General features: G+C 46.6%; 20 protein-coding genes and 1 pseudogene. 8 read left to right on the top strand and 13 right to left on the bottom strand.

Annotated elements, in window-relative coordinates:
- Positions 1–271 precede the first annotated feature (271 nt).
- The 4 genes from rpsR to QUA10_RS06410 all read right to left on the bottom strand — a co-directional run bounded on the left by rpsR (position 272) and on the right by QUA10_RS06410 (position 1,772).
- Positions 272–487 carry a 30S ribosomal protein S18 gene (gene rpsR / locus QUA10_RS06425; RefSeq protein ID WP_006631377.1) on the bottom strand — a complete coding sequence of 72 codons (216 nt, stop codon included), beginning with the start codon at positions 485–487 and terminating at the stop codon, positions 272–274.
- A gap of 168 nt (positions 488–655) precedes the next feature.
- The gene (gene rpmG / locus QUA10_RS06420) at positions 656–844 is read right to left on the bottom strand and encodes a 50S ribosomal protein L33 (RefSeq protein WP_006631376.1); all 189 of its coding nucleotides are present in this window, start codon (positions 842–844) and stop codon (positions 656–658) included.
- Positions 845–882: 38 nt separating this feature from the next.
- Positions 883–1,416, bottom strand: coding sequence for an RDD family protein (locus QUA10_RS06415; RefSeq protein ID WP_333081785.1), 534 nt, complete (start codon positions 1,414–1,416; stop codon positions 883–885).
- Positions 1,417–1,529: 113 nt separating this feature from the next.
- The gene (locus QUA10_RS06410) at positions 1,530–1,772 is read right to left on the bottom strand and encodes a DUF7219 family protein (protein WP_190658612.1); all 243 of its coding nucleotides are present in this window, start codon (positions 1,770–1,772) and stop codon (positions 1,530–1,532) included.
- Between the two features lie 361 nt (positions 1,773–2,133).
- Between QUA10_RS06410 and QUA10_RS06405 the strand changes: the two genes are divergently transcribed.
- Positions 2,134–2,988, top strand: coding sequence for an SGNH/GDSL hydrolase family protein (locus tag QUA10_RS06405; RefSeq protein WP_333081786.1), 855 nt, complete (start codon positions 2,134–2,136; stop codon positions 2,986–2,988).
- 116 nt (positions 2,989–3,104) lie between these two features.
- On the opposite strand, the gene QUA10_RS06400 is transcribed toward QUA10_RS06405, so the two are convergent.
- From QUA10_RS06400 to QUA10_RS06390, 3 genes are all read right to left on the bottom strand, one after another.
- Positions 3,105–4,004, bottom strand: a complete 900-nt coding sequence (locus tag QUA10_RS06400) for a DUF4436 family protein (RefSeq protein WP_333081787.1) — start codon at positions 4,002–4,004, stop codon at positions 3,105–3,107.
- Between the two features lie 222 nt (positions 4,005–4,226).
- Positions 4,227–5,723 carry a carotenoid oxygenase family protein gene (locus QUA10_RS06395; RefSeq protein WP_333081788.1) on the bottom strand — a complete coding sequence of 499 codons (1,497 nt, stop codon included), beginning with the start codon at positions 5,721–5,723 and terminating at the stop codon, positions 4,227–4,229.
- 130 nt (positions 5,724–5,853) lie between these two features.
- Positions 5,854–7,308 carry a folate/biopterin family MFS transporter gene (locus tag QUA10_RS06390; protein ID WP_333081789.1) on the bottom strand — a complete coding sequence of 485 codons (1,455 nt, stop codon included), beginning with the start codon at positions 7,306–7,308 and terminating at the stop codon, positions 5,854–5,856.
- A gap of 238 nt (positions 7,309–7,546) precedes the next feature.
- On the opposite strand from QUA10_RS06390, the gene QUA10_RS06385 reads away from it, so the two are divergent.
- The 3 genes from QUA10_RS06385 to QUA10_RS06375 all read left to right on the top strand — a co-directional run bounded on the left by QUA10_RS06385 (position 7,547) and on the right by QUA10_RS06375 (position 12,015).
- A complete protein-coding gene (locus tag QUA10_RS06385) occupies positions 7,547–8,008 on the top strand; it encodes a cupin domain-containing protein (RefSeq protein WP_333081790.1) in 462 nt (153 codons plus the stop codon).
- Positions 8,009–8,014: 6 nt separating this feature from the next.
- On the top strand, positions 8,015–8,680 hold the full coding sequence (locus QUA10_RS06380) for a class I SAM-dependent methyltransferase (protein WP_333081791.1): 666 nt from the start codon (positions 8,015–8,017) through the stop codon (positions 8,678–8,680).
- A gap of 341 nt (positions 8,681–9,021) precedes the next feature.
- A complete protein-coding gene (locus tag QUA10_RS06375; protein ID WP_333086203.1) occupies positions 9,022–12,015 on the top strand; it encodes a choice-of-anchor Q domain-containing protein in 2,994 nt (997 codons plus the stop codon).
- A 291-nt stretch (positions 12,016–12,306) separates the two neighbouring features.
- Here QUA10_RS06375 and QUA10_RS06370 read toward each other — a convergent pair whose 3' ends face one another.
- From QUA10_RS06370 to kdpA, 6 genes are all read right to left on the bottom strand, one after another.
- On the bottom strand, positions 12,307–13,575 hold the full coding sequence (locus QUA10_RS06370) for a sodium:proton antiporter (RefSeq protein ID WP_333081793.1): 1,269 nt from the start codon (positions 13,573–13,575) through the stop codon (positions 12,307–12,309).
- Between the two features lie 161 nt (positions 13,576–13,736).
- Positions 13,737–14,879, bottom strand: a complete 1,143-nt coding sequence (locus QUA10_RS06365) for a universal stress protein (protein WP_333081794.1) — start codon at positions 14,877–14,879, stop codon at positions 13,737–13,739.
- A 146-nt stretch (positions 14,880–15,025) separates the two neighbouring features.
- A complete protein-coding gene (gene kdpC / locus QUA10_RS06360) occupies positions 15,026–15,655 on the bottom strand; it encodes a K(+)-transporting ATPase subunit C (protein ID WP_333081795.1) in 630 nt (209 codons plus the stop codon).
- Between the two features lie 41 nt (positions 15,656–15,696).
- The gene (gene kdpF, locus QUA10_RS06355; RefSeq protein ID WP_333081796.1) at positions 15,697–15,966 is read right to left on the bottom strand and encodes a K(+)-transporting ATPase subunit F; all 270 of its coding nucleotides are present in this window, start codon (positions 15,964–15,966) and stop codon (positions 15,697–15,699) included.
- Positions 15,967–16,123: 157 nt separating this feature from the next.
- Positions 16,124–18,217: a potassium-transporting ATPase subunit KdpB gene (kdpB, locus tag QUA10_RS06350; RefSeq protein WP_333081797.1), complete on the bottom strand. Its 2,094-nt coding sequence runs from the start codon at positions 18,215–18,217 to the stop codon at positions 16,124–16,126.
- A gap of 78 nt (positions 18,218–18,295) precedes the next feature.
- Positions 18,296–20,056 (bottom strand): potassium-transporting ATPase subunit KdpA, encoded by a 1,761-nt coding sequence (gene kdpA, locus QUA10_RS06345; protein WP_333081798.1) that lies wholly within the window; start codon positions 20,054–20,056, stop codon positions 18,296–18,298.
- A gap of 300 nt (positions 20,057–20,356) precedes the next feature.
- Here kdpA and QUA10_RS06340 point away from each other — a divergent pair, with 300 nt between their 5' ends.
- The 4 genes and pseudogenes from QUA10_RS06340 to QUA10_RS06320 all read left to right on the top strand — a co-directional run.
- Entirely contained in the window at positions 20,357–21,457 is a 1,101-nt protein-coding gene (locus QUA10_RS06340; RefSeq protein ID WP_333081799.1) for a HAMP domain-containing sensor histidine kinase, read from the top strand.
- Positions 21,454–22,146: a response regulator transcription factor gene (locus QUA10_RS06335; protein ID WP_333081800.1), complete on the top strand. Its 693-nt coding sequence runs from the start codon at positions 21,454–21,456 to the stop codon at positions 22,144–22,146. The genes QUA10_RS06340 and QUA10_RS06335 overlap by 4 nt, the downstream gene beginning before the upstream one ends.
- Positions 22,147–22,348: 202 nt before the next feature.
- A pseudogene (locus QUA10_RS06330) lies at positions 22,349–22,992 on the top strand (DUF4347 domain-containing protein).
- Positions 22,979–23,594: Ig-like domain-containing protein (locus QUA10_RS06320; protein WP_333086200.1), on the top strand; the 616-nt coding region annotated here is incomplete at its 3' end. The pseudogene QUA10_RS06330 and the gene QUA10_RS06320, both read left to right, overlap by 14 nt.

The following is a 23,594-nucleotide window of genomic DNA, read 5'->3' as shown; positions in this document are numbered from 1 at the left end:
ACTTATCGAGTTTCGAGCTTGCGATTTTAGATTTTGGATATTGGCAATTTTTCTGGTCAATTGTGAAAGTTAAAATCTAAAAAGTTGTTTTTTCTTCTTGCTTTTTTTTTAACTTTTGACTTGTGATTAAGACTTGCGCTGCGGCGACTCTTAACCCTATTTCGCGATTATTTCGCTGCATTCTTGCTGCACTACTAATTACAGAAAGACGTTTTTTTCGCGCAAGTCTTATTCCCAGTCCAAAATCTAAAACCCAAAATCCCAAATCCTGTTAACCTTCTTGGTTTACGAAGGGCATCAAAGCTACAATTCTTGCTCTTTTGATGCTTCTGGTCAGGTCTCGCTGCTGTTTTGCTGTCAAACCGGTAATCCGGCGGGGCAAAATTTTACCGCGTTCTGTGACGTATTTTTTGAGCAAATCGACATCTTTGTAGTCGATCGGGTCTCCTGGTTTGATGGGCGAAACGCGCCGGCGAAAATAAGTCATGGTTTGTTGTTTGTTGACTGTTGTTTGTTGACTGTTGATTGTGAGTTTTTAGTTATTAGCCGTTAGTTGCTAGCCGTTAGGAAAGCATTGGTTAGTTATTTGCTTTTCGCGGCTCAATATCAATTGCCAACAACTGATGACTGATGACTAAGGACTAATGACTAATCACTACTTGATCTCTTTGTGGGCAGTGTGGCTGTTGCAATGGGGGCAGAACTTTTTGAGTTCCAGCCGCGCCGTCGTGTTGCGACGGTTCTTGGTGGTGGTGTACCGAGACACGCCTTTTGAGCGTTTGCTTACGTTTGTACGGCACTCAGTACACTCTAGAGTAATTATGATGCGGACGCCTTTAGCCATAATTCTAAATAAATTTCGACTAATTTAAACACAATTTATTATCTTCTCACATTGCTCTGCACTTGGTCAAGCAATCTTCTAACTTTGATGTCGAGGGAGTAGCCACGGCGGGTTCCGACGACGATCGTCCCGCCGATGCGATCGTGGAAAGCTTGGGGAAATCTTTCGGCGGAGGTGAGGGCAACGCTACAGTCGATCGCCAGGGGCAGCATCAGCAGCAAGACGGCGGCGTTGGTAGATGTGAGTCCACCTATACCTGCGAAGGCTAAGGCGGCGCAAAAGCCCAGTAAGGCTTCGCGCTTGCAGAGTTCTTGCACTCCGGGAGTCCGGTGGAATCTGGTATCGGCAATTTTCATGTCCAAGGCCCAGCGCCCCAGACTTTGACCTTGGTTTTTCCTGACGATGGCTACGCGCATGATCAGCCACAGCAGGACAAAAAATATGGTTTGGACAATCGCATTATTGCCCAGAAGCAAACTGGGCAGCCAAACTGCGATTCCGTCGATGCAGAGGGCCGCGGCGCGGCGGCCGACGGATACTTTGGGAAGGAGGGGTACTAAATCAGAACTCATAGGCAAAAAGGTCGATCGCCACTAGCTACTTTTTCATTTTTCATCTTAAGCTGTGGATTAATCGATCGGCATCAATGGCGCGTAACTCAACTTCCAAGCCAACCGCTAATTATTCAAGCTGAAAATGGATTTTCGCCAATTCCCAACTGCTTTTTCGACTTTTCCACCTGTTCCCACAGTGTTTGGATCTGAGTAAATGCCTGTTCCACAGAGATTTTACCGTTAGATGTCAAGGAACTGATGTAACCCACTCGCTGAGAAAACTCTTGTAAATTCGCATTAAATACCAAATTCTCTGGTTTTACCTCACCGTAATAGCGATTTTGAGGATATAAAAAATTTGAATTTGCTACCATTGCTTTAACCTCGCATGAAAAGTTGTTTCCTGAACTAATCAATAATATTATAAACTGCGAACACCTGCTCAAGTTGTGCCGTAAGTAGCAGAAATCATGTGACATTGGGCGAACTTTTTTGTGATGGGAATTACACGGACTGATCGGGGCAACAAAAACCTCAGTGATTTCACCTGTACAACTTACGCAGGCGGGGTCAACAACCAGGTTTCTGCCTTAAGGCTTATAACTTAGGATGTGGCGTCCAAACCAGGTTTTTGTTAGTCCATGACTGAGTTATTGAAATAAGTGACAAAAACCCCTGCAATGGATAATATTATTGCAGACATAAATAGTTAGAGTTTTAATAGGAATCTGCGTAATGTCTCCCAATGCGCTATCGCCCCGTCCCAAACCCCGGCTGAGGCAATTTTTAATTAGACTTGCCATTGCCGTAATTGCTGCTGTTATCGCCTTCAACCTTCCTCACTCCTTAATTCCAGTGTTTAAAGAATCCGTATCCCAAGCAACACCGGCACCAGAAATCCAGAACTTGCTCACTGGCAAGCGCAAAATTGTGATAGTGGGCGACAGCATCACCGAGGCGGGGAAATACCCCGGAGGTTACGTTTGGCTGCTGGAACGCTATCTGAATGCCCTTTATCCCGATCGCAAAATCGAAATCATCAACGCCGGGATCGGCGGTAACAAATCGACTGATATGCAAGCGCGCTTCCAGAAAGATGCGATCGACCAAAAGCCAGGTTTAGTGATGATTAATGTCGGAGTCAACGACGTTTGGAACGCTTTCTTCGACTTCCCAAACAATCAGTTTTATCCGGAAGGCAACTGGTCTGCAGGAGTGCAAGTGGCAGAATATCGGGAGAAAATAACTCAAATGGTGCTGGCGGCAAAAGCCGCAGGAATTCGAGTTGTACTGCTTTCTCCTACTCTGATAGGGGAAAGTATCGACGGCCCAGAAAATCGCAGGTTGCAACAGTATGTTGCCGCGATGCAAGAAATTGCGTTAGAGAATAAGTGCTTGTTTATTGATTTGAATGCGCCTTTTCGGGAAGTTATTGGCACGTATCAAAAGCACGCGGGTAAAACTCTGAATTTGTTGGCTGCAGATGGAGTGCACCCAAATCAATCGGGATATCGAATTATGGCTTTTACTATCTTGCGCGGTTTGGGCGTACCCGCAAAGGATATTGAGAATTTGGAAGTCAAAAATTGAATCTTTTAATTTAGTTAACACTTGACTTTTGGCTGTTAATTGAAAGTATCCAAGCTACAATCCCCCTGATTTATATCGGGGGTAAATTATTCCAATATAAAATCTAAAATCTAAAATCATTCAATCGGCGGATGATACCGCTTTAACCAACAGCTACCGATAATCACCAACGCCACCACAACTATAATTTCCGTCCAAAAAAAGGAAAGGAAATCGCTGGCAGTTCCCACGGGAGGCACCCCCGGTTGAGCGTTGCGAATTGCGGGAAAAGCAAACAGCATGACAGCAGTCCAACTCAACATTCCCACTTCCGGCAACTTGCCTGATTTCATCACTTTTAATGCTAGCAAAAGCGCCATAATTGACAGCACCCACATGATCACAATTATCACTAACGCAAAGAATTTCACCGGCAGCGATCGAGTTGCAGAAACATCGATATAAATAAAGATAGATGAATTCTCTTCCATCGGCTTATAGCTGATGTCGAAACCTGGAACATCGGCATGGAACTTAAATTCCAGCGGCACGGGATTCAGTTCAAAGGGAGCAAACTTTTTCCCAATCGAAGGCAGCGGATCAATCGAAATAGCTACTTTAGCAATGTGCCTGTCAAACGGATAATTGTTAATTTTTCCTTTGACTAAGTTAAACTTCAATGCAGGGACAATCATCGGTTTGCCTTCTTTAAAGGTAATTTCCGAATCCTGTACGTTTGCGCCGTTAACTGTCATCAACAAGTCTTGAGCCGGGTAAGTTGGCCCTTTTTTATAGATACCTTTGAGTTCAAACTGCAAGCGGGCTTCTAGTTCGTTTTTAATGGGATCAACGGCAATTAATGTCATTTTGACCTCAACCAACCCTTTGGACGCTACAGTGCTTTCTGGAGATGAATTATAAGGCTCTTGAGCGTTAGCATTGTGAGAGTATATAGATAAGATGATTGCGAAAATTGCGACCAGACTGCAAATTAAAATAAGTATTTTTTTTAGATTAAATTTGTTGACTGTTTGCATTTACTATGGATTTTTCTGTGTAAATTGTTGTTAGTATTTCCCGCACTCTCCGCAGTCAGTCAGCCCGGGGTGTAAACCCCTGGCTCATAGCTAAATTCGGTTAAAAGTGAGATATTAGACCATTCTCAATTACTTGTTTAGGAACAGGCAAGATGCCTGTTCCTAAAGAGTTCAATTTTCTTTTTTGTGGGGTGGGCATCCTGCCCGCCCATAGTAGCCGAACTACGAACCGATAGGAAGCAGTACATTTGGTGTGAAACTTCCGTGCAAACCGTAGGGAATGTGCTGTTTTAAACGCAAGCGCGCTACCGGGCCTTTGGTAATATCGCGAGCATCTAAAATCACTAAGGTCGATCGATGATTAGCTGCATCATACATTAAAAGCAGCAGCCAGCCGTCATCCTCAGCCACAGCATCGGGACGGGTAACAAACACCGGTTCCCCCGCAAAACCGCGTGGTGCCGCACTCCAAATTTGCCTTTCACCCGTCACGAAATCTATTTTGAGGATAGCTTGCAAAGGAGCATTTCCCGTGGGAGCATCAGCAGCACCGATATAAAGATATCGGTAAGGCTGTCCCACATTATTGGGATGCAGAGTCGGAAACTCGCAGCACCGAGTTTCAACAACTTGATGCTGTACCGTTTTGTCTTGCAAATTTAACTTAAAGCGCCACAATTCCCCCGCTGGAACGCTTTCAAAATCAACCTCGCGAAAATCGCCGTCCGCTTCTACAGTTGGAAATGATTCGTAACAAACTGAATCTACAAAAACTTCATCTCCTTCTTCCCATGCGTTGCAGTGGTGGAAGACAAAACAAGGTTCGGTTTCTAATATCTTTACCTCGTCAGTGCCGTTGCGGGGAATTAAAATTGCTTGCGTTGGCTTGTTTGGCGAAAATTTAATGCACTGGGAGGCACTCCGCAATCCTAACACGAATGGTAGAGGATTGAAGCTGACGGGATTTTGGAAGAATATACAGTAATTCGGGGTAATTACCATGTCGTGCAGGAAGGCAAAACCCGGTATTGCATGGGCATGACGCTGCAAAAGTTTGCCACTTTCGTCGAGTTCGTAAATCGTGATGGTACTCGACAAACCGGGCTTGACAGAAAAGTTTACTAATCTGTCTCCTTTGCCATTTTTCCCTTTTTCAATTCTGGGGTGGGCGGCGAAGGCTTCACCGGGTTCCAAGATGCTGTCTAGAGTATCTAAGCCGAGTGTTTCTAGGGTGCGGGGGTCGAGTCTGTAGGGCTGTGCGGCTTCCCAAAGTGCTAGCAGTTTGTCGCCCCAATAAATGATGTTGGTATTGGCAATGTTTTTGATTTTGACATCAAAGATGTTGGCTAGCCAGCCCCCTGGCTTCTGTGTGCCGAAAACGCCTCGGTGGAGGATTTTTCCGGCTTCTTGTTCGGCGAGATAGCCTTCTGTGTGTATGAATCGGTTGCGGAAATGGGCGCGGCCTTCGGATATTGCGATCGCACAAACCATCCCGTCACCGTCAAACGGGTGGTGGATGCGCTGGCCGTTGATATCCAATAATCCGGGCCCGTTGCGAAAGAATGTGCCTTGCAAGCCGGCGGGGATTTCGCCTTCTATGTCGTCAATCCAGTAGTCGGATTCGTTGGGTTGGGATTCGTAACCGCGCTGCCAGTCTGTGCGATCGTATGATACGTTTTGAGCTGCGGTTTGAGGTTGAGAAATCTGTAAGTTTGGCATTGGTAGAATAAGCTTTTATTGATTTAACCGCAGAGAACACAGAGGGCGCAGAGAGAAGGAAAATCGGAGAATTGGGAAACACAGTTAAATTCATCCGTGTATCCGTGTCAAAATCCGTGTGTGCCTGCGTTTATTTGCTGTCTGCGGTGCGGCTTTGTGACCTTACTGTCGGTACTAAGTCGGGAAAGTATTCGGGCATGAAATGCTGTCCGCCTGGTTTGGAACTGCCGATTTCTGGTTCTAATACGGGAAGAGACTTTTGAGAATTTGGATCGGCGCTTTCTGTACTATCGGCGGGCAGCCAATTTAAGAAGGGTAGGGGCAGAAGTGTGGAGAGGTTTGTGATGACAATTAGCAGCCAGAGGTTATCGAAATTGCGATCCGTAATTCCTAGCAAGTGGGTCAAAAGTGCGCCGCCTTCGTGGGAAATAAGTCCTGCTAAGTTGGTGACTGACATTAACACGGCAAATAAAGTTGCTTCGACGCCTGGGGGACACAATCTGGCGGAGAGTACGAGCACCGGCATATAAGCAATTTGTCCGATTACTGTCAGGATCAGGCTGTCTCCGATGCTGAACCATTGATCGTCAATTCCTAAAGCTCGGTTGGCATGAGTTACTAATAATAAAGTAGTCATGCCCAAAGCAGCCGCAAGGACGGTTGACCAGCCAAAAATTACTCGAAATGGAACTGTTTTGAGGAAGCGTTGAAACAGCCAGATGCCGGCGAGGGCTGCAATGCTGGTAACGAGGCGCACTCGGCCGAGAAATTCTGGTTGAAAGCCTAATTCGTTGGTGGTGAAAAAGAAGAAGGCGGAGTCTGAGCTTGGGGTGGCTTGCCAGAGGAAGAGAAAGGCGGTGGGCAGCCAAATTGTTTTTTGGGTAACAGCTTGTCGTAGTTGTTTGAATTGGTCTTTGACTGTTTCAAAGTCTGTTCTTTTGTTGGTTTTTTCTTCGGCAATTAACCAAGCTGTTGCTGATACAATTAGCGGGAAAGATGCGGTGATTAAAAATATTGTGTGGGTGCTGAAGTGTTGCAGCAGGGAACCGCTGAGGTAGGCGGTAATTAGTCCGCCAAGGGCTGAAGCGCCCCAAGACAAGGATTGCAGGGAACCGGCGTCGGTAACTGATTCTTTTCTGGCCCTTTCGACTACCAGGGAGTCGGCGATTACGTCGCTGACGGCGAGGGAGAGGGAACTCAGGGCGATCGCGCCTGTAGCGGCAAGCGGTGTGTGTACAATTGTTGCGAGGCTCACCCATGCTAAGGTTCCCAGCAGCCCGGAGAGGACGATGTAAGGGCGTCTGCGGTAGCCGAATATCGGCAAGCCGTCCGACATGAAGCCGAACACGGGTTTGATAATCCAAGGTAGGGCGACGACGCCCAGCATGGCGGAGACTTCGGCCGGACTCATGCCTAGTTCGTCTTTGAGGAAGAAGCTGACGGCTAAGCGGGCGAGTCCGAGAATGCCTTGGACGAAGTAAATCAGTAAGATGGCTATGAGTTCGGGGGTTGGCTCATTCCCAAAGAATACTTTTTCTTTTAAAGATTCTTTGAGTTTGCTGACGCCGGAGGGGGAAACGAGCATTTGAGCAATATTTCTTAATGAATCTCAATATTTATAACACATTCTTAATGAGTTGGGGGAACTGTCGGAGGTGGGAGGCGAGAGTAGCGGGGATCTGGTAAGTGCTATAAAATTGTATTTATCTTGAATTTAAGCGTGTTTTGTAATAATAAAAACAGAAAAATGAACCGCTTTCGTCGTGTAGGACGCGAAGGAAGAGAATGAAGAGAGAATTGACAACTGCTACCAGGACTATTATATGATTATCAATCCTGAAAATGTGCCGGAAATTACGGGTTCCAAGTACCCTCAGCAATTTCAATCGGTTGTTGCGGGAAGAGTTAAAAAACGCTTGGGCAATGCTGCCGGATTGCAGAATTTTGGGGTGAATTTGGTGAGACTTGCGCCGGGAAGTTGTTCTGCTCTCCGACATTGGCACACCCGGCAAGATGAGTTAATCTATGTTCTGGAAGGGGAAGTTACTCTGATTACAAATTCGGGAGAGCAAGTGCTGAAACCGGGTATGGCGGCGGGTTTTCCGGCAGGTGATGGAGATGGGCATCATTTAGTCAACCGTTCAGATGCAGATGTTGTTTATCTCGAAATTGGCGATCGCACTTCTGGTGATTCAGCTAATTACCCAGATGACGATCTAATTGCGAAAGCTAACGGGAACAGTTGGATTTTTACTCGTAAAAATGGCGAGCTTTATGAGGATTAAAAATTTATGAGTCAAGTGAATCTTTGGACTTCTGCGGAACACGCTTTGTGGTATCTTGCTAAAGCTGATGGAATTCCTCACCGCACTGAAGGTGAAGCGGTTTTGTTGGAGGAAGTCCCGAAAAATGTGAAGCGAATTCTGGATGTGGGCACGGGAGACGGGCGATTGCTGGGTCTGCTTAAGTGCGATCGACCAAATGTTGAATGTGTGGCGATCGACTTTTCGCCGACAATGCTGGAAAAAGCCAGAATTCGCTTTGCTGATGACCAGAATGTCACTATAATCGAACACAATTTTGACGAATCGCTGCCGGATTTAGGCAAGTTTGATGCGGTTGTTTCTAGTTTTGCAATCCATCATGTAGCAGACGATCGCAAACGTTCGCTTTACACCGAGATTTTCGAGCTTTTGGAGCCCGGAGGCATTTTTTGCAATTTGGAGCACGTAGCGTCACCAACTCCCGCTTTGCATGATAAATTTCGAGAAGCAATTGGTATTAGCGATTCGCCAGACGATCCGTCTAATAAATTGCTGGATGTGGAAACGCAACTGCGGTGGTTTAGAGAAATTGGTTTTACCGATGCAGACTGTTATTGGAAGTGGCGGGAACTCGCTTTATTAGTTGGGGTGAAACCAGTCAGCCCTGTCAACGTGGTGAAGAAGGCTTCCTAATGCTTGAAATTTCGTTGCAGTCGCTCGCGAGCTCGCTCTGATTTTTTTTCAACAGCGCGAGACAATAAATTTTGTTACCGATAGGATGAGGTAAAGTTGATCGATCGCACCTTGACGCGGGCTGAATGAAACCAGTTTAATCGCTAAACAAAACAGTAGTAGATAGTAAAGCCTACGCACTTCCTTTGGGCAGCCCAACTGCGAAACTTAATAATATTGGCAGCGTCATAAATTCTAATTTGCAATATCGCACTACGCGCGCGATGGAAATCGCGATCGCTTCGCCCAACCCGCGAGATCCACGCTAGAGCCACAACCATCACTTAGCATCTATCAAAAAAATGGCTACACTTGAAGGTACCCCCAACAACGATGTTTTAATTGGCTTTCCTGGAAGTAACTCACTCTCGGGCAAACAAGGCGATGATACCCTGTTTGGCGCAGAAGGAGACGATCGAATCTTTGGCAACCAAGGTAATGACTACATCTTGGGCAACCAAGCCAATGATACCCTCTACGGCGGCAAAGATAGTGACAAGGTTCAAAGCGACGCCAACGAGGATTGGGTGTTTGGCGATAACGGTAATGATACCCTCGAAGGAGGGGAGGGAAACGATGTTGTGCGCGGCGGCAAAGAAAATGATTTGCTATCTGGAAATGAAGGCAATGATGTCCTATTTGGAGATAGCGGTGCCGATACTTTAAGCGGTGGCGATGGTGACGACATTTTTGTCATCAGCCGAGTACAAAATAATTCGGTTAATACCGGCAGTTCTACTCTTGCCAATGCGGACTTGATTACCGACTTTAGCCTGGGTACAGACTTAATAGGACTCGATGGAGGCTTGCAATTTCAAGACTTGAATATCTCTCAAGGAACAGGCGATTTTGCCAGAGATACGATCGTTCGAGATAACGTGACAGGCGAATATCTCGCTATTTTAAAAGGTATTAACAGCAGCAGTATCGGAGCCGCCAATTTCACCACCTCACTCGCTCCAGTTACCTCAACATCAACCCCCAGTATCTTAGAATTCAGCACCTCTAGCTACAGGGCCGACGAGGGCCCGAGTGGCACTTCCGAAATAGTCGCCACAGTTCAACGCACTGGCAGCACCGAAGGGGCAGTCAGCGTTCAAGTGGAACTAGATACAACTTCCACAGCTACTGTTACCGAAGACTACATTAACAATCTGCCAGTTACTATCAACTTTGCCAGCGGCGAAGAATCCAAAACAGTATCAATTCCTCTTGTGGGAGATACGATTTTCGAACCAGACGAAGAGATTAATTTGAAATTAGTTAATCCAGTAGGCAGGGGAATTTTAGGAAGTCAGCAAACTGCTAGCTTCACTATTATTAACGATGACATTTTGCCAACGGTCAGCATCGCTGCTATAGATGAGGCAGCATCAGAAACAGGCAACAATCCAGCCACTTTTCGCATCAGTCGCACGGGTGAGGGTGGCGGCAACTTAACAGTCAACCTAGCAATAGACGGTAGTAGCAACAATCCAACTAAACCTAGCGACTACACCCTCAGCGGTGGTGGCTTTTCTGTCAACAGTTCAAATGTCACTGTCACCATCCCGGAGGGACAAAATTTTGTAGATGTGAGCCTCATGGCTGTCGATGATATCCATGCTGAGGCACAGGAGACGCTGAAGCTGAAACTAGCAGATGGGAATTACCAAGTTGATGCTAACCAAAACAATACTACTGTCGCGATCGCAGCCAATGATACTGTAGTTGTCAATAGCAATGACAGCCTGATAGACTACAGTCTGGCAGAAGGTTCGTTTCGACAAGCACTGCTGAATGCTAACGCTTTTACTGGGAATGATACTATTACTTTCAATCTGCCAGCCGGGCCACAGACAATCAATCTCACAGGAGTATTACCTGAGATTAGTGGCGATGTCACTATTACTAATAACACTGGTTCTAGCAACTTGACAGTACGGCTGGATACGGGCGGAATTTACCGGATTTTCAAGGTAAACAGTGGAGTCAGTGCGACTTTTGATGGATTAACCATCGCCAATGGTTATACAAGAGACGGCGCCGGCATCTATAACGACGGTGGCACAGTCAATGTGACCAACAGCACTCTCTCTAACAACACTGTGACAGGTGACACTGTGACAGGTGGCAGGGGTGGTGGCATCTACAACAATGGCGGCACAGTAAATGCGACCAACAGCACTTTCTCTAACAACCGTTTGAGCAATTTCTTTAACCCCAATTTGAATCCCATCCCCAGTGGTGGTGGCATCCACAATGAGGGTGGCACAGTAAATTTGACTAACAGCATTTTCTCAGGCAACAGTGGCTTCGCACCAAGCAGAGGCGGTGCCATCTCAAACAATAGCGGCACAGTAAACGTGACGAACGGCACTTTCTCAGGCAACCGCGCTACCAATGGCGGTGGCATCTCTAACAATGGCCTAGGCACAGTCAAAGTAGCAAACAGCACTTTCTCTGGCAACGTTGGAGTGCGTTTTACCCTAGGGGTTCCGGCAGGAGTAAATGGTGCTGCCATCTCTAACCAAGGCGGTACTGTGGAGGTGACAAGCAGCACTCTTTCTGGCAACGATGCGGGCGGTGGCAGTGGTGGTGGCATTTATAACCGTGAGGGTGGCACAGTCAAAGTGACGAACAGCACTCTTTCTGGTAACACTGTGGGTGGTTTTTTTGAAAATGGTTTGTTTGGTGGTGGCATTTATAACGATAACGGCACAGTAGAGGTGACGAACAGCACTCTCTCTGGAAACACAGCAACCAACGCAGGTAGCAGGGGTGCTGGCATCTATAACAAAGCTGGCACGGTAACGCTGACAAACAGCACTCTCTCCGGCAACAAAGCAAACCCCTCCAACAGTGTGCCATCATTTCCCTCGTTGTCTTCCCCTGCAAGTGGCGGTGGTATATGGAACGGCGGCACGGTGAATGTCAAAAATACTATCATCGCTCTCAACAGTGCCACCACTGACCCTGACGTTTTCGGCAGCTTCGCCAGCGGTGGCTACAACTTAATTGGCGACGGTACTGGCAGCACGGGTTTTACTGCTGTTGGCGATCAAGTTGGCACTGCTGCTGCACCTATTGACCCCCTACTAAACCCCCTGGCAGATAACGGCGGTTCGACTCAGACTTTGGCACTGCAACGGGCTAGTCCCGCTATTAATGGTGGCGACCCAGCTTTTGTTTTAACGTCTGGACCTTTTATCGGTCCTCCCTTTTACGACCAGCGGGGTATCTCTCCTTTTAATCGCGTTAGCGGGGGAATTATTGACATCGGCGCTTTCGAGTTCGAGTCTCCTCTGGTCCCTTAACGTCTGTAGGATGCGTGGCAATGCCGAGAGATGTCAACTTCAGAGTGAGGGCATAACTCAGGTACAGAAAGCAACCCTGTGCGCTTTGGGGGCGATCGAGAATTAAGATTTAGTAGGGTGCGTGACTCTCAATCATCTCACTGGTAATTGAAGAACTCAAAGTCACACACCTAACTCAATTAGTCCTGGACGCAGAAACCAGTTTTTTTTTAGGAAGAGACTGCATGGTTAATCTTTAATAGAAGCGAAAAACCCAGTTTCTAAAGGTATTTATGCGTCTAGGACTATGAATTAAATTAAATCCGGTACTTTAGGTTTGATTCGGCGCTCGTACCAGTTCATTAACGGGGTGGAAGTAATGCCGTGCAGAACCACAGAAATTACGATGGTTGTAAAAGTAATCCAGGCAATTTTTTCGGCGGTTTCGCCTTTCAAACCATGACCGAAAGCATAGGTAAGATAATAGATAGAACCGACACCACGAATGCCGAACCAACCGTAAAGTAAGCGGTTGGCGGGATGTAAAGGACTGCCGATCGTACTAATCCAAGCTCCCACAGGCCGGATTAAAAAAATTAACAATCCAGCTACTAAGAGAGAGTAGCCTCCATAAGCCAAGATAGGTTCTATGCGGAGGAGCGAACCTAATAGTAAAATAGTTGCTACTTCCATTAACTTTTCTATGCGCTCGGTAAAGTGCAGTTGGGAAAGCGGCTTTTCTGGGTTGCGGTAACTCCGCTGCACGACAATGCCTGCTACAAAAACTGCGAGAAATCCGTAGCCGTTGACTACTTCTGTGAGAGAATATGTAATCAGAATTGTGCTGAGAGCAATGAAATCTTCCATTAATTGATCTGCCGGTTGATAGCGTTGGAGTCGGCGATCGATCCAGGTGACGGCTTTAGCTATTAAAATTCCCATAACGATACCTGCGGCGATCGCCCAAATCAAGTCAACTGCTACCCACTGCGAAAACCAGTTCGGCCAATTGTCATCTTTTAGCGAATAAATGCCGAAATAAACAAAGGGAAAAGCTAAAGCATCGTTCAAACCGCCTTCCGAGGTTAAACCAAAGCGCAGTTCATCGCGATCGTCTAGATTAGCCAACTGAACTTCTGAGGCTAAAACTGGATCGGTGGGAGCGAGAATTGCTCCTAGTAAAATCGCCGGACCCCAATCTAATTTCACACACCAATGACCCACACCGGCTACCGCGAAAATAGAAATGGGCATTAAAAAACCGATCAGCCGCAATGTGGAATTCCAAGCCCAAAATTGCAACGGGCGGTTCATTTTTAAGCCACAACTAAACAGAGAAACAATAACTACAAATTCTGTAAGTCTTTCTAAAAATTCAGCTTCGGGACGCAAGTTAATCAGCTTAGAGCCGTAGGGACCCAATCCGATACCGACAAGTAGATAAATTAAGGCATAAGATACAGGGAATCGCGAAATCCATCCGGAACCCAAGGTGACGCTCAGCAGGAGGATGCCAATAGCTAGCAACTCGAGAATGTAAATATCCACCATAGCGATCGCACTTTTAATCAGGTATACCAAGTGCGATTTTTACAGATAAAAGCTTCTGGGGCATCCACCATCAGCTAGAGCCTCCTATCCTCCGAAAGTTGCAGTTGTTATGCTAAATAACTAACAACTAACAATTGACTACTGACCACTAAGAACTAACAATTAACAACTGACTAAGAACTAACAACTGACTACTGACTTTTTTCAGTAGCAATGATGTGCAAATCTACGTGTTTGAGCGATCGCACTAACTGTTGAGTCAAAGAACCCCGCAGCAGCAAATGCCAGCGGGATTGCTGGCTTTCGCCGATCACAATTTGAGTAATGCGATACTGTTTAGCTACCTCCGAAATCGCTTTTGCTATATTAGTGCCGTTTACCCGCAAAAATAGCCCCTTAAATTCTTGACATAGTTTCTCACAAGTTTCAACGTGCAAGCTTTCTGCTTTTGTTAAAAATCGGTCTGGATCGTTGACAAATACAGCATAAAATGGAGCATTCATGTAGCTAGCAATCCTCGCGCCCCGCCGCAGCAGTTGCAAGGAGTTCGGATAAGTCGAGATGCACACTAAAACTCGTTCGTGAATGTTGCAAGATTGACCTTTTAAAGTTGCAGCATCATCTTCCACATTGTCTGCGACTTCTCGCAGGGCTAGTTCTCGCAAAGCGATTAAATGACGGCGCTGAAAAAAGTTTTCTAAAGATTGTTCAATTTTTTCGGCAGCATAAATTTTGCCTTCTAGCAACCTTTCTTCTAAAGTTTCCGGCGTGACATCGACAACGACTATTTCGTCCGCATCTTCGAGGACGCGATCGGGCACTCGCTCTCGCACTACAACTCCGGTAATTCGAGCTACTAAATCGTTGAGACTTTCTATGTGCTGAATGTTGAGGGTGGAGAAAACATCAATTCCAGCATTCAGAATTTGTTCGACATCTTGATATCGTTTTTCTCGCAGAGAACCTGGAATGTTTGTATGAGCGAGTTCGTCTATTAATGCTAATTGAGGACGGCGTTCTATGACAGCATCCATATCCATTTCGGTGAGCATTTTTTCGCCGCGTCGCATTTGTTTTTTGGGTACTATTTCCAATCCTTCTGCTTTAGCTGCTGTCTCTTTCCGCCCGTGAGTTTCTAACAGTCCAATTACCACATCAATGCCTTCAGATTTGAGCCTGTGTCCTTCTTCCAGCATTCGGAACGTTTTGCCGACACCGGGAGCCATGCCGATAAATATTTTGTGCTTTCCCCGGCGGGGGGTGCGATCGTAAGTGCGGTGAGGTTGGGCATAAACCGCGTCTGGATTGTTGGTAAGTTCGCTAGAGTGAATCATAGCTGAGTAGTGAGTGGTCAGTTGTCAGTTGTCAGTTGTCAGTTAGCGATTGTCAGTTTTCAGTTAGCGATTGTCAGTTGCTACAAGTAACAAATAACTAATGACTACTGACTAATGACTACTGACTAATGACTACTGACTGTCAACTATTGTAAACCGTCGAGAGCCAAATTCAGTTGCAGGACGTTAACTCCCGGTTCACCGAAAATGCCCAGAAATCTGCCCTCTGTATTTTTAGCTACCAACATTTCTACTTGATTGAGATTGAGCGATCGCACCGTTGCTATCCGCTGAATTTGCGATCGAGCTGCCTCTAAGCTAATGTGCGGGTCGAGGCTAGAACCAGAGGTGTAGACTAAATCTGCAGTCGGTTTGATACCAGCTTTGTTGAGGAGATCTAATTCAACTTGTACCCCTTGAAAACCCTCTTTTTCATTACCTCGCTTCAGCAAATCCGAGTTGCTGGGGGCAAGGTTGCTAGCTCCCGAAATACCTGTTCTTTGACTTAAATTTTCTGCCTTTGTCGAATCGTAATTTTCGGTCGCAAAGCTGCTGTAATTTGTTGTGCTGGGACGACCCCAAAAATATCTTTCTGAGGAGAAAGACTGACCGATTAAAGCAGAGCCAACTACAACTCCTTGCTGGGTAATTAAGCTGCCGTTTGCCTGGGAGTTGAAGGCAATTTGGCCGATTACTAGCAAGATTAAAGGGTAAACAATGGCTGTAAGTCCCCATAAAACCAGGGTAAGGCGAATGGCTCTAATTATTTCTCTCATAAATTACCTCGCTCGGTTATTTGGTAAGGGTTAATTATTGACTAAAATCTTTCCGGCTGAAAAATGACTACGAACAAGTAAATAGAAAGGGCGATAATCACCAAACCTAGGAGACTTAAACCCCAGACAGCTTTTCGGGTCAAATCTTCACCTGCAGCAGCGTATACAGCGGGGGCAACTATAGCATTGAAACACATTACTAGAAATAGCTGCACCGGGATTGGGCGGCGCTGCCAAAGCATTTGCGCTAACTCAATAATTTCTGGGAAATCTCTGGAAAAAATATCATTTAGCAAATTATTCCGTTTCATAAATTCTCCTTATTTTGGGAATAAATATCTGTCTTTCTATTGGATAATTGTTTGGGAAAAATTGAGGCAGAGCCTCTGGATCTGCGTTGCCCGGCTCTGCCGGGGAACGAGATTAATCCGTGTATCCGTATCAAAATCCTTGTCATGCTTTCCCGATCTATGCTAGCCCAACGGCGGTAATCAAAACATCAATAACTTTGATGGCGATAAACGGCGCGACTGCTCCGCCCAATCCGTAGATTAAAATATTCCGCTGCAACAGTTGATTTGCAGTCAAGGGTCTAAACTTTACACCAGTTAATGCTAGTGGAATCAAAGCGGGAATAATCAAAGCATTGTAAATTAATGCCGACAAAACTGCGGATTGACCGCTGGCTAAACCCATGACGTTTAAAGTGCCAACAGGGGAAAATATTGCCGGAATAATTGCAAAATATTTAGCGATATCGTTGGCTAGGGAAAATGTGGTCAGCGCGCCGCGAGTAATCAGCAATTGTTTGCCAATTGTAACTAAATCAATTAGTTTTGTGGGGTCTGAATCTAAGTCCACCATGTTCGCTGCTTCCTTCGCTGCTTGGGTTCCCGAATTCATCGCGAGTCCTACGTTTGCCTGGGCTAGTGCGGGTGCGTCGTTGGTTCCGTCTCCTGTCATTGCGACTAATTTGCCTTCGGCTTGTTGCTTGCGAATTACGTCGATTTTGTCTTCGGGAGTGGCTTCGGCAATGAAGTCGTCAACGCCTGCTTCATCGGCAATTACTGATGCTGTAATTCGGTTATCTCCGGTGAGCATAATGGTGCGAATTCCCATTTTTCGCAGTTGGTCAAATCGATCGCGAATTCCCGGTTTGATGACATCTTTTAAATAGATAATGCCGTAGGTGTCGCTGCCTTGACAAACAGCTAAGGGTGTCCCTCCCAAGCGGGAAACTCGCTCGTAAGCTGCATCAAGATCCGGCCCGAAATTGCCGCCGCGCGATCGAACAAAACCCTTCACCGCATCAACCGCACCCTTGCGAACCTCCGTCCCATCGGGCAAATCCGTGCCAGACATCCGCGTTTTTGCGGAAAAATCCAGCCCAGTGGCGTTGGTGCGATCGAAATCCACCTGTGCGCCCAAATTCTGAGCCAAACGGACGATCGACTTTCCCTCTGGAGTATCGTCAAACACGCTTCCATCCAAGGCTACCTGCGCCACTTCTTGCAGGGAGTGACCGTTAACCGGAATGAATTCCTCGGCTAAACGGTTCCCCAGCGTGATCGTGCCCGTTTTGTCCAAAATCAGCGTATTCACGTCGCCGCAAGCCTCCACGGCGCGTCCAGAGGTCGCTATCACGTTAAACTGAGCGACGCGATCCATGCCCGCAATGCCGATCGCGCTCAGCAAACCTCCAATGGTTGTTGGAATCAGCGCCACCAGCAGCGAAATCAGCGTCACCACGCCCACGGGAGTTTTCACATAATTTGCGATCGGCGGAATCGTCGATACCACAATCAAAAACACCAGAGTCAGCACCGCTAGCAGCACCGTCAGCGCGATCTCGTTCGGCGTTTTCGAGCGTTCTGCGCCCTCTACCAGCGCGATCATCCTGTCCAAAAACCCCTTACCCGGATCTGCCATCACCCGCAGCGTCAGTTCGTCGGAAAGGATGCGCGTCCCGCCGGTAACGGAACTGGCGATGTCCGAACCCGGTTCCTTGAGCACCGGTGCGGATTCCCCGGTGATCGCAGATTCGTCTACAGATGCGACACCTGCGATCACTTCGCCGTCGGCAGGAATGACATCGCCTGCGATCACTTTAATTTGGTCGCCGCGTCTCAGGGATGTCGAACTAACTTCTTGAATTGAACCGTCTGGTAGGAGTTTCCGGGCTGTTGTGTCGGCTTTGGTCGATCGCAGGGCATCTGCTTGCGCTTTCCCGCGCCCTTCTGCTATCGCTTCAGCAAAATTAGCAAATACCAAAGTAAAGAACAAAATAAACGTGACTAAACCGTTGAAAACTCTCTGATTTTCGCCGGGAACCGGGCCGAACAGCGTCGGGTCGATCGTTAATAATGCAGTCACAATTGTGCCAACCCACACCACAAACATCACCGGATTTTTCAGCATCACCCGTGGGTTTAGCTTGACAAAAGCTTGTTTAAAAGCTCTTTGATAAAGACCTTTTGTATTTGCTTTTGGCGTGTGCTTGCGAGATTCGCGAGAGCCTCTAGCAGGTTTTTTTGGGGAATCAGGAGTATTGGAAGAAGCCATATCGATTGGGGATTTTTAATGAACCACAGAGAACACAGAGAACACAGAGAAAGAAAAGAGTGAGGTTGAGGATTTTTGCTACTGAGGTGGAGGAGTTGGTGTTGCTAAAGGTGTTGTGGGTGCAGTTATCGATGCAGGTTCAAACTTGCCACTGGTAATTTCATATCCTTCGGCAATTGGCCCTAAAGCTAGGACTGGGAAAAATGTCAGCGCGCCCAGAATTATAATTACTCCTGCGGTTACACTGGTGAACAAAACTGAATCTGTTCTGAGAGTACCCGTTGTTTCGGGAACCAGTTGTTTGTTCGTCATGCTGTCAGCTAAAAGCAGTAGGGCAATAATTGGTACGTAGCGCCCCAACAGCAGGCTAAAACAGGTGCTTAAATTCCACCAAAGTCCGGTCAGCGCGGGTTGAGAGTCGGCCAATCCTTCCAAGCCAGAACCGTTGTTGGCTGCAGCCGAAGCGTATTCGTACATCACCTGGGAAATGCCGTGAAATCCCGGGTTGCTGATGCCACTCAAACTGTCGGTAAAGGCGAGGGTAATTGCACCAGGGATTAAAACTGCGATCGGGTGAATTAACAAAACAACGCTTGCTAAAACAATTTCTCGTTTTTCAATCTTTCGTCCTAAAAACTCCGGCGTTCTCCCCACCATTAATCCGGTGAGAAACACGCTCAAAATGGAGTAAATAAACAAGTAAGCAGTTCCCGTTCCTTGTCCGCCCCAAACGATTTGCAGAAACAAATTAAACAGAGTAGCAAAACCACCGGGAGGCATTAAAGAATCGTGCATCCCGTTGACAGCGCCGCACATTGTCCCAGTCGTAGTCACCGCCCACAGTGCAGTCTCGGCCCAGCCAAATCTAACTTCTTTGCCTTCTAAATTTGGTTGTTGCGTGCCCAATAAATTATTAATTTGAGGGTTGCCACCGTACTCGCCAAATGCTGCAATGCCAATCAAGATAACGTAGATGGCAAACACCATCCAAAAAATCAGCCATCCCTGCTTTTTGTTGTTGGCAAATCTGCCGTAGGTGTGAATCATAGCTGTTGGTATAGAAACCATTGCTAGTGTTTCCAGCAGATTTGTAAAAGGGTTGGGATTTTCAAAAGGATGAGCCGAGTTAATGGCAAAAAATCCGCCACCATTTTCTCCCAGTTGTTTGATGCTTTCAAAGTGAGCTACTGGGCCGCGAGCAATGATTTGCGTGCCGCCTTCTAATGTACGGGCTACTGCCGGCCCTGCTAGGGTTTCTGGCACTCCCGATATTAGCAAAAGTAAGGCAATTATTAAAGAAAGGGGTAGCAGAATTCGGGTGATTGATTGAATTAAATCGATGTAAAAGTTGCCCAATGGACGACCTGTTAATCCCCGGATAAAAGCAATACCTACTGCTAAACCGGTAGCGGCTGAGGTAAACATTAAAAAACCCAGAGTTAACTGGGATAAATAAGTGAATGTTGTCTCGCCGGAGTAATGCTGTTGGTCGGTATTGGTGAGGAATGAAATAGTTGTGTGCAGCGCAGTATCCCAGGTTGGGGCAGTTAAGCTGGTGGCATTTAAAGGCAGCACTCCTTGAAGCATGAAAATTAGGAAAACAAATATGCCCATTGCTGCATTGCTGTACAGTAGCGATCGCGCATATTGCCAACCTGTCATCGAATTTATAGACCGGATATTGCTGGCTTTATAGATGAGTTGTTCTAGAGGTTTAATAGCGGGGTCGAGAATGGTTGGTTCTCCCATGTACACCCGCGCCATGTAATTACCAAAAATAGGGGCGATCGCTACTACAATGATTAGCGTTAATGCGATTTGAATTAATCCTTCAAGCATAACTGAGCCAATACTTCCTTAAAAGTGCAATCTGCTTTTAAAAATCAATATACTTGCCGTTAGGATTTTTGATAATCAGCCCGCAGGTATAAGTTGCCGTTTACCCCTTATGCTTAGCTGCTATATGTTTTCACGGAGAGACAAATGTTTAAATATTTAGCAGTATCTATGCTTGCAGATATAGATGTTATCTAAACGCTTGCTTTTGCGTCACAGGAGACAAATTTCGGCGATGAAAAACCGCAGGAATAAGGCAGAGAGTAGAGTGTAAATATAAAATATAAAATGGATGGATAAAGGATGTTAAACAGCTTATTGAAAATCACAGACAACCAGGCAATTCAAGAGAATTATTTGCGGGGGATGTGGTCGATCGCAAGTTTATTTGCGATCGTTGTAGTGCTGGAATTTACTACGCCATCGGAGTATCTGTTTGGGTATTTGTACACAGGGCCGATTTTACTGGCAAATTCGCGCTTGAGTCGGTTGGGTAAGTTACAGATTACGCTGGTAGCAGTAGCTTTGACGCTGTTAAATTTGTTTGTTCCTCCTGGAGAAACGATCGCCCTAGCGACAGTTGCAAATAGATCGATCGCAGTCATGGCTTTAGGGGTGACGGGATATTTGAGCGATCGCAACCAGCAGTACCAAGAGGCGATCGCGATCGCTAAAGCTGAGTTGCAGTCGCAGCAGCAGCTAGCCAGCATCCGAGAAGATTTTGTCTCTACTTTGAGTCACGACTTAAAAACGCCGATGCTAGGGGCGATCGAAACAATTAAAGCTTTTCAGTCAGCAAAATTTGGGAATGTCACCGCCAGTCAGCAAAAAGTTCTCGAAACAATGGCGCGATCGCACAAAATGTCTCTACAATTAGTAGAAACGCTGCTGGATGTTTACCGCAACGATGCCGAAGGTTTAAAACTGCAACTTGCGCCCGTAAATTTAGTTGCTTTGGCAGAAGAAGTAATTGCCACCCTGATAGATTTATCGGCAGCGCGCCGGGTTTACATTAATATGAGTTACGGAGAGTCAGATTTCCGCCGCTCTTTGTGGGTAAACGGCGATGCAGTGCAACTTCAGCGCGTTTTTGCTAATTTGTTAACAAACGGAATTAACCATTCTCCTCGCGGCGGTAAAGTAGAAGTGGTGATGGAATTTTATTCAAGTTATCAGGTGGTGAAAGTTATTGACAGCGGGTTAGGAATTACTGCAGAGGAACTGCCCCGCTTGTTTGAACGTTTTTATCAAGGAAACGGCGATCGGCAAGCCAAAGGATCGGGATTAGGCTTATACTTATCTCGCCAAATTATTGAGGCGCACGGCGGTATAATTTGGGCAGAAAATAAATTGCCACACGGCGCTTTGTTTGGATTCCGACTCCCTGCTATCCCAGAGAAATGAAACCAGCTTATCCATTGCGAATTCTCCTAGTTGAAGACGACGAACTGTTTCGGTTGGGGCTGCAAACGCGCTTGCAGCAAGAAAGTTGCTTGCAAGTAATTGCCGAGGCAGAAGATGGCGAAACAGCAGTAGAACTGACTCAGGAACACTTGCCCGATGTGGTGGTTCTCGATGTCGGTTTGCCGGGAATTGGGGGTATTGAAGCGTGCCGCCAAATTAAACAGCGACATCCAACAATTCCCATTTTAATCTTAACTTCTCATTCGCAAAAATCCTTAATTGAAAGATTGATTGGTGCGGGTGCTCAGGGCTATTGTCTAAAAGGAATTGCAGCGGAAACTTTGGTGTTGGCAATTCGATCGGTGGCGGCGGGCGCTTCGTGGTGGGATCAGGCCGCGACTGCGGAAATTCGGGCGGTTTTTGCTAATCCCGAACCTGTGAAAAATGGGTTGAAATCGGAACTTTTAGAGAATCCGCTGACGAAGCGAGAACAGGAAATATTAGCTTTAGTTGCGGCGGGAAAAAGCAATCAGGAAATTGCACAAATATTGTGCATTGCTCCGGGGACAGTGCGAGTTCACGTACACGCGATTTTGCAAAAGTTAGAAGTGCGCGATCGCACTCAAGCAGCAGTGCTCGCTATTCAGAAAGGATTGGTTGCTGAAGAAGTTTTGGCGATCGAACCTTGATAGGGCGGGTTTTGTACCGGAATTTTCGGTTTTTTAAAGGAATTATTGGCTAAACCCGCCCCTATTAAGATGCCTCTGTGGCAGGTTCATGGAAAATTAGTATTCGTCTTGATTGTTAATTTTACTGATGACATTTAATCTTTAAATTTGCTAAGCTCGATACGCTTTAATTTTCCTACCGTCATCTAACCAAAGGTGTATTATGCCAAATTTTATCAGTTCAGTTTTTAGTTCGATCGCCTTTCTCGATTCTGCTGTTCCAGATGCCCAAACTCTCCGCAACGGCATCGCAGCGGGGACAGAAGTAATTATTCTTGATGCGGTGCGGGATGGAGTAGCACAAATTACTGAAGCGCTAGCGAGTCGCAGCAATATAAAAAGTATTCATATCATCTCCCACGGTCGCCCCGCGAGTTTGCTGCTAGGCGCGATCAATCTAAACTTGACAAATTTAAAAACTTATGCTAAGCAATTGCAGCGTTGGTCGCGATCGCTGGCAGACAGTGGAGAGATTTTACTGTACGGGTGCGATGTAGCGGCGGGGGAGAAGGGCGCTAACTTTGTGCAGCAACTGAGTCAGCTAACCAAGGCAAAAATTGCTGCTTCTAGATCGGCAGTTCGGCTATGGGCGGAGATTGGGAATTAGATTATACAACGGGAGCGGTGTCATCTGGGTTGGCGATCGACCCAGCAACAATGGCCACCTATCAATTTGTGTTCGGTCTGCAACTTTTGGGACAATCAGGATTTCCGGCAAATACAACTTTTGGAGGAACCCTCGTAGGTGGACTGTCTGGCTTTACCTACGCCGGCAGCAACAGTAAACTTTCAAGTGGTAGGGAATGACAATACTGGTTTATTCACCCTACCACCCGCGATCGACTCTTTAGGACAACTGATTTTTACGTCGCCGGGGGCTGCAATCTGCCGTGCTAACATTAGTTTAAACCTCAGAAACAAGAGTGGTATAGCTAACGGCGGTATCGATACTTCGGCTACCCACACTTTCGTCATTAACGTCACCAACCAGCAACCAGTGGCACAACCAGACAGTTACAGCATTCCCCACGACAAGGTATTCAGCCTGCTAGCCCCCGGAGTATTAGCCAACGACGACAACCCCGACGGCGACCCCCTAACTGCCAAACTGGTGTCCTCGCCAAACAACGGCAAGGTAGTTTTTAACAGCAACGGTTCCTTCAGTTACACTCCCAATCCCGGTTTTGCAGGTCTAGACAACTTTACTTACAGCGTCAGCGACGGGGTATCGCCGTCTCCCCCGGTTTCAGTGAACCTCAATGTCACTAACTTTCCGCCAGGGGCACAACCAGACAGTTACAGCATTCCCCACGACAAGGTATTCAATCTGGCAGCCCCCGGAGTATTAGCCAACGACGACAACCCCGACGGCGACCCCCTAACTGCCAAACTGGTGTCCTCGCCAAACA

Origin of the sequence: Microcoleus sp. Pol8_D6 (assembly GCF_036700965.1) — a bacterium.
In the GTDB taxonomy this organism is placed as follows: domain Bacteria; phylum Cyanobacteriota; class Cyanobacteriia; order Cyanobacteriales; family Microcoleaceae; genus Microcoleus.
The sequence above is the reverse complement of the archived record's forward strand: the minus strand, read 5'-3'. Positions and strand labels throughout refer to the sequence as shown.